Raw genomic sequence first — 12921 nt, 5'->3', positions numbered from 1 at the left:
AGCAATCATTTTGAACAATATTCACGCATCCTATACAACGTATAACTAATTACTTTTCGACAAAATCTGTAAAAATATGTATAGGAATTGTAAAATTTCCGAGGAAATGATAGAAAAAAGAAAAAACTGAGCGTTTTGGCTCAGTTTTTAATCTAATTGTTTCTTTTTATACACGATTAAACATGCAATAAGTGAAATAATAAGCCAAGCTCCAACATTTATCATATGGCCACTAATACTACTAAATCCTGCACCCTCTACTAAGCTTTTAATTGCCTTTTCGAGATGAGATGTTGGAAGATAACTAATCATTGTCTTAATTACTTTATTTTCAACCATTGGCTCAAATTGTACAGCTAAATACATCGTCATTAATATCGGCATTCCAATTAGTGATGTTTGTGGGACAGACTCAGCTAGTAATCCAATCATTGTTCCAATTAAAGTAAATAGAATTGTTCCACATAAGAAAACAAATGCTAGCAATAAGAAATTTCCACTTAATTGATCTAAAATGAATAAGTTTACAATAGAAATACCTAACGTTAAACATGCTGTTAATATACTTTTCCCAAAAAGAACTTCAACAGAAGAAGCCGGTGATAGCATCAACACACGTAACGTATGTTTTTCTTTCTCTTCTGCAATTACCATCGATTGAACAAACCCAGCAACAAATAGAAAGGCCATTAAAGTAATAATGCCAACCCCTGCACTCCCTTGTCCAAACCTGCTATATATAAATGCAAATATAATTGGTAAAGATGCCATTAGCAGCACTTGTGAATTCGTCTTAAAATCTTGTACTTCTTTTCTAAAAATAGCTGATACACGTCTCATTGAAAATGTCATTATAATCCCCTCCCAGTAACTTCAATAAAGATATCGCCTAGCGTTGGTTCGTTTGAGTGAATGGATAGTAATTCACCTTTTTTCATCCATTCTGAAATGCGTTTTGCACCTAATTCATCTTTTTGTACCGTTTCTTTCTTCTTATCCTTTAACACGACTTGTATTTGATCTTTCGCGTATTGTAAGCGAAGGTTCTCCGGTGTATCAAGCGCTACAATTTCTCCGCCACATAGAAAGGCAATGCGGTTACAAAGCGTTTCTGCTTCGTCCATGTTGTGCGTCGTTAAGAAAATCGTCGTTCCTTCTTTATTTAAATCCTTTAAGATTTTATGAATGTTTTGTACGTTTACTGGATCAAGTGCAGATGTTGGTTCGTCTAAGAAGAGGATATCTGGTTTATGAAGGATTGCTCTTGCTAGTGTAACGCGCTGCTTCATTCCCTTTGATAGTTTTTTTACTAATGTTTTTTTATCATCTAATAAGTTCACTTGCGCTAATACTTCATCGATTCGTTCTTTTTTGCAATCATATAAGTCACAAAATAATAGTAAGTTATCATAAATGCTAAGTCTTTCATATAAACCACTGTTGTCTGTTAAAATACCAATTCGTTTATAATCGATGCTGCTTGGCCCTGTAATATCTTTCCCTAATACTTTTACCGTTCCAACGCTATGAAGTAATTGAGAAGTTAATATTTTTACTGTCGTCGTTTTCCCAGATCCACTCGGTCCGAGGAATCCAAAAATTTCTCCTTGCTTCACTTCAATATTTACATTTCGAAGTGCTGTTTTTTCGTTGAAACTTTTCATTACATCTTTCATTTCAATTGCCAATGTCATCTCGTCATCCCCTTTGTTTTTTTCTTTTATAGATGAAAGTCGCTTTAGCGCTTTTCGTTTGTTTGTTTCGCTTTTCTTGACTCAATCATATGAAAATCAAAGGGTTTACGCATTAAAATACCGGTAAAAGGAGTATTTTTACCGGTGAATGGATCATATTTTGAGCTTATTGGAGCACTTTTTATAGCCCAATTACACCTTTCAACTCATCCATTCGTCCTTTCGAAAGCGGAATTGAACTTTTTCTTTCGTCGTCTAAAATTAAGCTGAAACTGTTACGGGTCCAAGTAATTACTTCTCGTACTCTTTGTAAATTCACAAGGTAAGAGCGATGACATCTAAAGAAACCAAAACCTGTTAATCTCGCTTCTAGTTCACTTAATGTTAATACGCATACGAAATCACCTTCACGAACGTGAATATGAGTCACTCCGTTTTGCGTTTCAATGAAATGGATTTCCATTGGGTCTAATAAGATGATTTTATCGTTTACTTTCGCTGGTATTCTTTCTAACTTCATTTGCGGAATCATTTGAACGACTTTTTCTTCATCAACCTCTTCTGCTTCCTCTTGTTCAATCTCTACTTTTTTCACACCATCATTGTTTAATATGTATACATCTTCTGTTAACGAAAGGGCATCTGATAGGAAAGATGATGTAATAAAAATCGCCTTTCCTTGCTCTTTCATTTTCATAATTGCTTTTCGAATCATAATCGTACTCTCTGTATCTACATTTTGCTCTGGTTCTTCCAAAATAACTAAATCCGGATTATGAATCATAACTCGCCCAATATGAAGACGACGTTTCTCTGAAAATGATAGTTTTTCTATTTTAACGTTTAATTTATCTAAAAGGCCGACATATTGTACAACTTCTTCTATACTCATATTTGATTCATACAGCCCTAATAAAAACTTATAGTATTCCATTACCTTCAAACGATCATATGCTTCATCTTTCAAAAAACAAAAGCCGATGCGAGAATAATTTCTCTTTCCAATCGCTTCACCTTCAAATAGCACATTGCCAGTTGAAGCTTCTTCCTGACCAATAATAATGCGGTGCAACACTTTAGCTGTATGGTTATTACATTGCAAAACAACACATTGCCCCTTCTCAACCTTCAGTTCAACTGCCGGTAACTGGTTCGTCTTACCTAACTGTTTCAACTCCAGTAACGCCATTTTGTCTCCCCCAAATACTTTTTATCTTATTATACCAAACAATTAATGGAAAATTATGATATTTTAAACAAAAAGCAGGTGCCAGGAGACCCTGACACCTACTTCTTCACCATCAACTTACCTTCATAATCATTCATCGTCTTTATTTCAACGCCTTTGTAGTAATGAGCGACGATATCTGTATATTTCTTGCCCTCTGCTGCCATACCATTCGCGCCGTATTGACTCATGCCAACGCCGTGACCGAAGCCCTTCGTCGTAACAACGATTTTATCTCCCTCTTGTTTCCACGTGAAATCAGAGGAGCGTAAATCTAATTTGTCACGCACATCTCTTCCGGTTAATGTTTTCCCTTGAAATGCTACATCTTTTACACGTTTTCCTTCCGTACGCCCTTTAATGTCGCCAACTTTTCCGTCTGCTAGCACTTTCACACCGAGACGTTTTTGAAAGTCAGCTACGGTAAAGGTTTGCTCGCTCGTAAATTTCGGAGAGGCTTGATCCCACGGGCTATCTACACTCTTTAAGTACGGATAATCATTTCCCCAATAATCAGCCGCATTTTCTGTCCGGCCATTACTCGTTGAGAAGAAGGATGCTGAGATTGGCTTTCCGTCATACGTTAAAACTTGTCCTGCGGTTTTCGAAACAGCTTCTTCGATTTTCTTCAAATTATTTTCGTAGTTATTGCCCCATTGTTTTTTCAATTCTTCTTTGCTTTTGTACACTTGATCTTTCACCGTATCTGTCACGTCCGCATTGTTTTTCTTACCTCCGCTTAGCATACGCTGCACGACAAATGTTCTCGCTGCTAATGCCTGCGCCTTTAGCGCCTCTATTTCAAAACTGGCATTCATCTCAGAAGCTACTACACCGGTCACATACTCCTCCATAGGTAATGACTCTACCTTTTTCTGTTTCTCGCGATACACAGCAACTTGAACCGCTGTATCCACTTTCCCTGGAGCTGGTATACTTTCTATCGCTGGAGGAGTTTTAGAAGCTGCTTTTCCCTCTACTTTTGCTTTCGCAAACGGAATCACAAGAGCAGCAGGTACAATGATAACGAGCGCTATGAGAAGCACTACTGTAATAAAAAGTGGCTTTGAAAATTTCATCTTATTTCCCCCAATATGAAAAAGCTTTACTCCATTCATTCTTATGGAACAACTCTTTCTTTTAGAACATACTTAAGGGGAACCATATAAAACAAAAATTTTCTAAATATTTTTACTGGTACGTGCATAAGTATAGAATTTCTTGACTATAACAGTAATAAGCCCAAAAAAATAGCCTCCATGTCAAAAGACATAGAGACTATTTCAATTAAGCGTGAAGATCAGAAACTTCTTGTTCTTTCACTTCTTCTACTTTTTCATTTACACGTTCAATAGTTGCACCTAATGCAGCTAATTTCTTATGGAAGTTTACATAGCCACGGTCAAGATGTTTTAACTCAGTTACACGAGTGTAACCTTCTGATACTAAACCAGCTAAGATTAATGCAGCTGCAGCACGTAAATCAGTTGCTGCTACTTCAGCACCTTGTAAGCTGTTTGGACCGTTCATAATAACAGAACGACCTTCGATTTTAATATCAGCATTCATACGACGGAATTCTTCAACGTGCATAAAGCGGTTTTCAAATACCGTTTCTGTAATCATACTTGTTCCATCAGCTTGTAGTAATAATGCCATCATTTGTGATTGCATGTCTGTTGGGAAACCTGGGTGAGGCATAGTTTTAATATCAACCGCTTTTAACTTATCTGGGCCGATAACACGTACACCTTCATTTTCCTCAATAATTTTAACACCCATTTCTTCCATCTTCGCTGTAATTGAGCGTAAATGTTCAGGCACAGCATTTTCAATTAAGATGTCTCCACCAGTAATTGCCGCTGCAACCATGAATGTTCCCGCTTCAATACGGTCAGGAATAATAGAGTGGTTTGCACCATATAATTTATCAACGCCTTCGATACGAATCGTTCCAGTTCCAGCTCCGCGTACTTTCGCTCCCATCGCATTTAAGAAGTTAGCTAAGTCAACGATTTCTGGTTCTTTCGCTGCGTTTTCAAGGATTGTTGTCCCTTTTGCTAATGTAGCTGCAGACATAATATTTTCTGTTGCGCCCACGCTTGGGAAGTCTAAATAAATTTTAGCTCCTTTTAGTTCTCCCTCAACGTATGCCTCAACAAAACCGTTACCAACCTGTACTTTTGCTCCCATTGCTTCGAAGCCTTTTAAATGTTGGTCAATTGGACGTGAACCAATTGCACATCCACCAGGAAGTGCAATACGAGCACGACCATTACGTGCTAATAATGGTCCCATTACTTGAACAGATGCACGCATTTTACGTACATATTCAAATGGTGCTTCAATGTTTAGCTCTTTAGAAGCATCGATTGTTACTTGGTTATTTTCAAATACGACTTCAGCATTTAAATGACGTAATACCTCATTAATTGTGTATACATCAGACAAAACTGGTACTTCAGATAGTACATTCTTTCCATCACTCGCTAATAGGGCTGCAGCGATTATAGGTAATACAGCATTTTTTGCGCCCTCAACATGCACTGTGCCGTTTAACCGCTTTCCGCCACGGACGATGATCTTTTCCAAATTATTCCCCTCCGTGTCCTTTTTTCAGTATCTATTCACTCAATACTCAGAAGTTATGATCGGTGTGCCAACCACAATTGTATCTTTGTTGTTTGTAGAACGTATTGCTATTTGCACATTTATTTTCTCTCTATTTGTTGAAAGAGCGTCATCCCACTTTTTATTGTATGCGGAGACTGACACAAATGCTCTTTCTTCTATCTGTTCGATCGCTCTTGCTGAAAGATCTTTCAAAACCTGATTGGTTTTATTTTGCAAAACACCTTCAATCTTATCATTCAGTACACCTTGAACACAAGTGTAAATTATAGGTTTTTCACTAAAAATTTTATTCGTTTTCTGAATATACTTCGGGTCCCATTTTGCCCCGCTTACTTCAAAGATAATGAAAGTGTTTTCTTTAGTATTTTCCTTACTCCAAGTTACTACTACTCGTTCTTCATAGGAAGAAAATTTTTTATAGGATGTAGCTTTATATCCATCTGGAGATTGCTCTAATTCCCACTTTTGAATATTCGCCTTATCCTTCACATCGTTTAACAACTTTTGAAACGTATGTATATTAGAAATTGTTTTTGTTTCTCGTGCTAACCATGACCATTTCTCTACTTTAGCATCATTTTTCTCTACAGCTGCGATCATGTTCTCCATCTTCTGTTCATCGCTTATTGGTTTCATCTCTCTATATCCAACCAAAAATAAAACAACACTAAGTGCAACAATAAGAATGGCTTTAAGCTTCAATTTCATCCCCTCCTATCCCCATTGTTAACGGAGATTTGAGGTTCTATACACTTACTTTACTAAATACGTTAAACTCTTTGAATAGCCTAAATAATCAAGGAAAAAGTTACTTACAGATGTCCCAATTGCAATTGTAATTAAGATGAGTAATACTCTCGTCTGCATCACCTTTCCAGGCTTCATTAAACGCTCAATGTGAATACCTTGTAAGGCCCACCACGTAATGGTAATAAACAATAAATGCGAAACGATGGCAATCAGTGCTTGTTGCCCTAAAAGATGTGCCAAAAAACCGACTCCTTTTTACCTAGCTACTACTTACGAAATACTATAAAAACGATACCATAATAAGTAGGAGCCACACTTTTTCAAATACAAATAAGCATCTTACATTTTACATCGTAATTTTCTCTTTAAAAGCGTATACTTATATGCATTTTCAATCGTAGTTCACACAAAATAAAAAGCGCAGAGTAACGACTCCACACCTTTTATTTTCACTATTGTACCACGTTCCCTAAGAAGAAGAAATCTTTCATTAATGGAAAATATTCATAAAAGAAATTGTACCCAACCATCGGCATAATCCCTAGTATTACAATCGAAATTGCGCAAAGGCTCATCACAACCTTTATATTGAGTGGCAAACGAATTTTCTCTTCTACTTCTCCCGTACGGAAAAACATTTGCTGTAAAATACGGAAATAATATACGAATGAAATGACTGTCGTCCCCATCATAATAGAAGCTAGTACGTAATGAGCTGGCTCTACATGAAGGGCCCCTAAAAAGATGTTAATTTTCCCAATGAAACCAGCTGTTCCTGGTATCCCCGCTAGCGATAAAATAAAAATCGTCATCACGATCGCTGTAAATGGCGACCTTTTATATAATCCAGTGAAAATGGTCATATTTTCTTTGTCGCTTTGTAAGATTAAGCCGTGGATAATTGCAAACGCGCCTATATTCATAAGCATATACGCAAGCATGTAAAACCACATGCTATCCATCGTAAATGGCGATAATGCTACAAGCGGTACGAGTAAATATCCTGCATGCGCGATTCCTGAATAAGCAAATAAGCGTTTTACGTTATATTGCTTTAATGCGACTACATTTCCAATAATCATCGTAATACTAACTAGCACAGCGATGTATATGCTCATACGTCCGTATAAAGATTGCATGTCTCCTTGCACCGATACACTTGCAAAAACCATGAGGAACAGACGAATAATGAGTAAGAACCCAGCAATTTTAGAAATCGTTCCAAGAAAAGCAGTAACAGGTGTAGCCGCTCCCTCATACACATCAGGCGCCCACATATGAAACGGCACTGTAGCAATTTTGAATGAGAGCCCAACGAGTAATAGTAGAAATGCAAGAGCTAGCAATAATTGAATGCCACCAGCCAGTTCCCCAGCAAATACCTTTTGCATATCCACAATATTAGTTGATCCTGTAATGCCGTATAAATAACTCATTCCAAAGAGCGTAATTGCCGTTCCAATTCCTCCATTAATGACATATTTCATTGCTGCCTCATTTGATGCACGGTTCTTTTTTCGTATTCCTACTAAAATGTAGGAAGAAAGTGAAAGCAATTCTAAACCGACGAAAAGTGTAATGAAATCAACGCTAGAAGCCATAAACATCGCCCCAAGGAGCGCCATTAAAAATAAGTAATAATATTCTCCCTTATCTTCAATTGGATTTTTCTTATCATCGCTCATTGCGATGCATAAAATGAGGGCAGCACCGCCTAACAACAACGTTTTAAATCCTTTTGAAAATCCATCTAACACAAACGATCCATTTAAAATATTTCCTGCTGGTTCGCTATATAGCGTAATTAGTGACACGATTGCTAATACGACCGCCGCGATGGCACCAAGCGCTACGTATCTATGGTTCAGCTTAAAAAACAAATCACATATGGAAAGAAGGATGGCAGCTCCGAGAATAATGAATTCCGGCACCATGAGATGCCATGATAAGCTAAGTAACGTATTCATATCCATCCTACTTCACCCCCAGTGTTTTCAATGTATTTTGAAGCGGATCCCCTAGTATTTCTGGCATTACTCCAATTGCAATAATGCAGAAGATAAGTAGCAAAATCGGGACATACTCCCATCCGTGTATATCAGCTTTCGCTTCCCACTCTTTCTTGCCGAATGTTACTTGCAGTGTTGCTCTTAATACGTATACAGCGGTTAAAATGATGCCAAGTACTCCGGCCGCAGCAATGACTGGCTCTCCTTGGAATAAACCGAGAAAGGCAAGAAATTCGCTAACAAATCCAGACATCCCCGGCAATCCAAGCGATGCCATTCCTCCCGCTAAGAAGAATCCGCTAAGTACAGGTACACTTTTTGCAAGTCCGCCAAGTGCTGTAATATCCGACGTTCCAAAGCGCTGTTCTATAACACCAAGTAAGAAAAAGAGTAAAGCTGCAATTAAACCGTGCGAAACAACTTGGAATAGAGCGCCTTGTGTACCTGGTGCATTTAACGCCCCAAGGCCCATTAATACAATACCCATATGTGAAATACTAGAGTAAGCAAGCACCTTCCGGAAGTCCGTTTGAATGAGCGCCAAGAAGGCTCCATACAATAAATTGATGACTCCTAAAATCGCAATGAGCGTTGCAACCTCGCGAAAGTATTCCGGGAATAGTCCCTGTCCGAAGCGGATTATACCGTATGCTCCAATCTTCAGTAAAACACCTGCATGAAGCATAACAACAGCCGGATGTGCTTCAATATGTACATTGACCATCCAGCGATGTAACGGGAAAACGGGTAGTTTAATCGCAAAAGCGATCATTATGCTAAGAAACAAGCCGAACTGTAAGCTACTTGAGACAGCCATTCCTCCGCCAGTACCTACACTCGTTAATATTTCTTTAAGCTCTGTAATATTGGTTGTACCTGTTTTCGCAAATAAAACCGAGAAAACGATAAGCAAAATAGCGGAGCCAATACCGTTATATATTAAATAACTATAAGCAGCCTTTTCACTCGACAATTTCCCCCACTTCCCAATTAATAAAAACATCGGCGGCAATGTAATTTCAAAGAAGACAAAGAACAACATTAAATTTTGAGCAGCGAAGACACCGAGCATCCCTATTTCTAACATGAGTAACAGCATATAAAATGCTTTCAAATTCCTTTTAATTGTAAATGCTGCGATTGCTGCAAGCATCGCTAGAAGGGCCGTCAGTACCATCATAACGAGCGATAAACCATCAATACCAAGCTCGTAATAAATGGAAAACCACCTTTTATCCACCGCTGCAAAATCCCCAAATTTAATCCATTTCACTTTTTCATCAAATAGAGACAAACTCTTTCCAGAAGCATATGTACAAGCGAGGACGATAGCCATTCCGAATGGAAGCACCGTTCCAAATAAACCGAGCGCTCGCACTGTACGTGATTCTTTTTTCGGTGTTAATGTAAGTAAGAGAATTCCTAAAAGCGGGGAAAAAATGAAGAACGTTAATAACAAATCATTCATCGTAAATCCCCTCCCGTATAGAGCAAAATAATGAAGAGTACTGCAAGTGAAACAGCTGTTACAGTCCCGTACACTTGTACATTTCCGTTTTGGAGTCTAGAGCCGATTCCGCTTATCCCTTTCACTAAGCTCCCTATTAAAACGGCAAGTCCTTCGACTACATACACTTCAAATAGGCGAAGCACATGAGCAATTCCTTTCGTAATAGGAAGCACCGTCATATTGTATAGTTCATCCACATAATATTTTTCTTTCAAAAGTTTATAAAGAGGCGAGTCCTCGCCACCAGCCCAATCTCTAACAATAGATTTCTTGCCATATATGACATATGCAAGAGCAATCCCTGTCAAAGAAACGAGCGTCGCAACAATCATAATCCAAACTGGCCCGTGCGCCTCTCGCACTTTAAACGCTACATCTTTCGTAAGCCAATCTCCGAGAAACGTTCCAAACCACGGTGTATTTATATAGCCTGCCACGACTGCAAGAACGCCAAGGACAATCATCGGATACGTCATGATGCGGGGCGATTCATGCACATCTTCCTTCGTCTTCGCTTCCCCTGTAAAGACAAGAAAGTATAGGCGGAACATGTAGAACGCTGTTAGGAATGCTGCAAGTATCGCTAAGACGAATAAAACGTAATTGCCGTTCATCCAAGCTGCCGCTAAAATTTCATCTTTACTAAAGAAACCGGAAAGGAGTGGCACACCACTAATTGCAAGTGTACCGATTAAAAATAAGGCACCCGTTACTTTCATCTTCTTCTGTAAACCGCCCATTTTATTAATGTTTTGCGTATGCACTGCATGAATGACACTTCCTGCTGCCAAAAATAGCAATGCTTTAAAAAAAGCGTGTGTCGTTAAATGGAACACACCAGCTACATAACCGGCAGATCCTAATGCAAGCATCATATACCCGAGCTGGCTAACTGTAGAATAAGCAAGTACTCTCTTTATATCCGTTTGTACAAGACCGATGGAAGCTGCAAAGATTGCAGTGAAGGCTCCAACAATTGCTACCGTCTGCATCGCCACCGCACTTGCTGAAAATAACGGAAACATCGTTGCCACTAAATATACGCCAGCTGCGACCATTGTCGCCGCATGAATAAGTGCCGAAACAGGCGTCGGCCCTTCCATCGCATCTGGTAACCACGTATGAAGCGGGAACTGACCTGATTTCCCCATCGCCCCGATAAAAATTAATATCGCCGTTATTGTAATCATTGTCGGAGTCAGATCACCCGTATGAATTGCTCTAAAAATTGCGTCATATTCAAAACTACCTGCATGCCAGAAAATTAAGATCATCCCAATAAATAAACCGACATCGCCAATACGTGTCATAATAAAAGCTTTTTTCGCAGCAGCCTTCGCTTCTTCTTTAAAGAAATAAAAACCGATGAGTAAGAACGAACCAAGGCCGACTAACTCCCAAAATATATAAAGCTGTAATAAATTCGGTGATATAACAAGCCCGAGCATCGCAAATGTAAAGAGCCCTAAATAAGCATAAAAGGTCGGTAATCTTTCCTCACCTTTCATATAGCCTTTTGAATACATGTGTACAAGTAAACTCACAAGGGTAACGATAAACAGCATTAAAGCCCCTAATGCTGTCACTTCAAAGCCAAATGATATATCAATATCTCCAGCTCTAAGCCATACCCACTTATGCTTCACTGGTACTGTCGTAAATCTTTCTATTAATACAAGTACCGCACATATAAAGGAGAGAAAGACGAAGAAAATACTAAGTACACTGCTTCCTTCTCTAATTTTCTTCCCGAATATAATTAATAACAAAAACGAAACAAGCGGGAAAAGCGGTATGAGCCATGCATAATCGATCATTGTTTCCTTCCCCCTTTTCGGTCACAATGTTATCCTTTGAGCGTATCCATTTCATCTACATGAACTGTCGTACGATTACGATATAAAGCAATTAAAATGGCGAGTCCTACCGCCGCTTCCGCTGCTGCTACGGCCATCGTAAACAGAGAGAAAATTTGCCCTGTTACATTTGGAAACAAACCTAATTTACTAAACGCTACTAAGTTTAAATTGGCTGCGTTAAGCATTAATTCAATACAAACTAATACAATCACTGTATTTCGCTTCGTTAAAGCTCCAAACAAACCGATGCAAAACAAAATAATCGCAAGCGTTAAATATGCAGAAGCAGGTACGCTACTCATTGGAATCCTCCTCTTTCTCATCTTTCTTCGCAAGAATAATTGCGCCAACAAGTGCTACAAGTAAAATAACTGAGGTTAACTCAAATGGAATAATATATTTTGAATAGAGAAGTGTACCGATTTGAAGTGTGTTTTTTTCATGGAGAGGTAAACTTCCTTGTGCGCTTTCATTTGCAAAATCAATATTGTTAACAGCGAAATACATAACTGCCCCAAATGCTACAACCGCAAAGAAGATAATCCATTTTCGAAGAGTAAGACGTGATTCATTTTCTGCGTTATGTTTCGTTAACATAATGCCAAAAATCATAATAATTGTGATCGCACCAGAGTAAAGTAAAATTTGTGCAACCCCTATAAATTCAGCTGATAAAAGAAAGTACAAACCCGCAATGCTGAGAAATGTTAGAACGAGAGCTAGCATCATATGCATGACCTTCGTTACATTCAACATAAGAACGCCGCCGATAATTGCAGACAAGGATAGTATAAAGAATGCTATAAACTCGCCATTCATGCTTTATTCTCCTTCCTGACGTTTTCGTCGTTTTCATCAAGCCACTGCAAATTTTTGAATAAGTCATCCCGTGAATATTCCGCGAGTTCAAAGTTATTTGTCATAACGATCGCTTCTGTCGGACAAACTTCTGTACATAAATCACAAAGAATACAAATTTCAAAATTAATATCGTACGTATCGATAATTTTTCCTTTTTTCGTAGGATCCGGATGTTTTTTCCCCGTTAACTGAATACAGTCTGTCGGACAAATATTGGAGCACTGGTTACAAACGATACACTTTTCTGGATAAAACTTTTGAATCCCTCGAAAACGATCTGGCAATGGCAACGGTTGATTCGGATAATCATAAGTCACCTTCTTCTTACTCAAATTGCTTAATGTATATTTTAATCCTTTAAATAGTCCTTTCATCT

13 protein-coding genes are annotated in these 12921 nt (G+C 38.4%); all 13 read right to left on the bottom strand.

Annotated elements, in window-relative coordinates; genetic code table 11:
- Positions 1 to 147: 147 nt before the first annotated feature.
- A complete protein-coding gene (locus QCI73_RS01130; RefSeq protein WP_076869436.1) occupies positions 148 to 852 on the bottom strand; it encodes an ABC transporter permease in 705 nt (234 codons plus the stop codon).
- Positions 852 to 1694: an ABC transporter ATP-binding protein gene (locus QCI73_RS01125; protein WP_353822371.1), complete on the bottom strand. Its 843-nt coding sequence runs from the start codon at positions 1692 to 1694 to the stop codon at positions 852 to 854. The genes QCI73_RS01130 and QCI73_RS01125 overlap by 1 nt, the downstream gene beginning before the upstream one ends.
- Before the next feature lie 181 nt (positions 1695 to 1875).
- Complete coding sequence (locus QCI73_RS01120) at positions 1876 to 2883, bottom strand: LytTR family transcriptional regulator DNA-binding domain-containing protein (protein WP_353822370.1); 1008 nt, start codon at positions 2881 to 2883, stop codon at positions 1876 to 1878.
- A gap of 98 nt (positions 2884 to 2981) precedes the next feature.
- Positions 2982 to 4001 (bottom strand): stage II sporulation protein D, encoded by a 1020-nt coding sequence (gene spoIID, locus QCI73_RS01115; RefSeq protein ID WP_353822369.1) that lies wholly within the window; start codon positions 3999 to 4001, stop codon positions 2982 to 2984.
- Positions 4002 to 4209: 208 nt separating this feature from the next.
- Positions 4210 to 5514, bottom strand: a complete 1305-nt coding sequence (gene murA, locus QCI73_RS01110; RefSeq protein WP_353822368.1) for a UDP-N-acetylglucosamine 1-carboxyvinyltransferase — start codon at positions 5512 to 5514, stop codon at positions 4210 to 4212.
- 39 nt (positions 5515 to 5553) lie between these two features.
- A complete protein-coding gene (locus QCI73_RS01105) occupies positions 5554 to 6258 on the bottom strand; it encodes a YwmB family TATA-box binding protein (protein WP_410050855.1) in 705 nt (234 codons plus the stop codon).
- A gap of 51 nt (positions 6259 to 6309) precedes the next feature.
- Entirely contained in the window at positions 6310 to 6546 is a 237-nt protein-coding gene (locus QCI73_RS01100; protein ID WP_000940742.1) for a DUF1146 family protein, read from the bottom strand.
- A gap of 212 nt (positions 6547 to 6758) precedes the next feature.
- The gene (nuoN, locus tag QCI73_RS01095; RefSeq protein WP_353824080.1) at positions 6759 to 8273 is read right to left on the bottom strand and encodes an NADH-quinone oxidoreductase subunit NuoN; all 1515 of its coding nucleotides are present in this window, start codon (positions 8271 to 8273) and stop codon (positions 6759 to 6761) included.
- A gap of 7 nt (positions 8274 to 8280) precedes the next feature.
- A complete protein-coding gene (locus QCI73_RS01090; RefSeq protein ID WP_327923293.1) occupies positions 8281 to 9783 on the bottom strand; it encodes an NADH-quinone oxidoreductase subunit M in 1503 nt (500 codons plus the stop codon).
- Complete coding sequence (gene nuoL / locus QCI73_RS01085) at positions 9780 to 11642, bottom strand: NADH-quinone oxidoreductase subunit L (protein ID WP_353822366.1); 1863 nt, start codon at positions 11640 to 11642, stop codon at positions 9780 to 9782. The genes QCI73_RS01090 and nuoL overlap by 4 nt, the downstream gene beginning before the upstream one ends.
- Positions 11643 to 11671: 29 nt before the next feature.
- A complete protein-coding gene (nuoK, locus tag QCI73_RS01080; protein WP_000100082.1) occupies positions 11672 to 11986 on the bottom strand; it encodes an NADH-quinone oxidoreductase subunit NuoK in 315 nt (104 codons plus the stop codon).
- Positions 11979 to 12503 (bottom strand): NADH-quinone oxidoreductase subunit J, encoded by a 525-nt coding sequence (locus tag QCI73_RS01075; protein WP_353822364.1) that lies wholly within the window; start codon positions 12501 to 12503, stop codon positions 11979 to 11981. Before QCI73_RS01075 ends, nuoK begins: the two co-directional genes overlap by 8 nt.
- Positions 12500 to 12919, bottom strand: a complete 420-nt coding sequence (gene nuoI, locus QCI73_RS01070) for an NADH-quinone oxidoreductase subunit NuoI (protein ID WP_000677191.1) — start codon at positions 12917 to 12919, stop codon at positions 12500 to 12502. The genes QCI73_RS01075 and nuoI overlap by 4 nt, the downstream gene beginning before the upstream one ends.
- Between the last annotated feature and the right edge of the window lie 2 nt (positions 12920 to 12921).

Source organism: Bacillus cereus group sp. MG16 (assembly GCF_040459875.1).
Classification (GTDB): domain Bacteria; phylum Bacillota; class Bacilli; order Bacillales; family Bacillaceae_G; genus Bacillus_A; species Bacillus_A paranthracis.
Note: the sequence above shows the minus strand (reverse complement) of the source record. Positions and strands in the feature narration are given on the sequence as shown.

Coding starts and splice junctions, on each gene's coding strand:
- QCI73_RS01130 (WP_076869436.1), bottom strand. CDS start 852: ATGACATTTTCAATGAGACGTGTATCAGCTATTTTTAGAAAAGAAGTA.
- QCI73_RS01125 (WP_353822371.1), bottom strand. CDS start 1,694: ATGACATTGGCAATTGAAATGAAAGATGTAATGAAAAGTTTCAACGAA.
- QCI73_RS01120 (WP_353822370.1), bottom strand. CDS start 2,883: ATGGCGTTACTGGAGTTGAAACAGTTAGGTAAGACGAACCAGTTACCG.
- spoIID (WP_353822369.1), bottom strand. CDS start 4,001: ATGAAATTTTCAAAGCCACTTTTTATTACAGTAGTGCTTCTCATAGCG.
- nuoN (WP_353824080.1), bottom strand. CDS start 8,273: ATGAATACGTTACTTAGCTTATCATGGCATCTCATGGTGCCGGAATTC.
- QCI73_RS01090 (WP_327923293.1), bottom strand. CDS start 9,783: ATGAATGATTTGTTATTAACGTTCTTCATTTTTTCCCCGCTTTTAGGA.
- nuoL (WP_353822366.1), bottom strand. CDS start 11,642: ATGATCGATTATGCATGGCTCATACCGCTTTTCCCGCTTGTTTCGTTT.
- nuoK (WP_000100082.1), bottom strand. CDS start 11,986: ATGAGTAGCGTACCTGCTTCTGCATATTTAACGCTTGCGATTATTTTG.
- QCI73_RS01075 (WP_353822364.1), bottom strand. CDS start 12,503: ATGAATGGCGAGTTTATAGCATTCTTTATACTATCCTTGTCTGCAATT.
- nuoI (WP_000677191.1), bottom strand. CDS start 12,919: ATGAAAGGACTATTTAAAGGATTAAAATATACATTAAGCAATTTGAGT.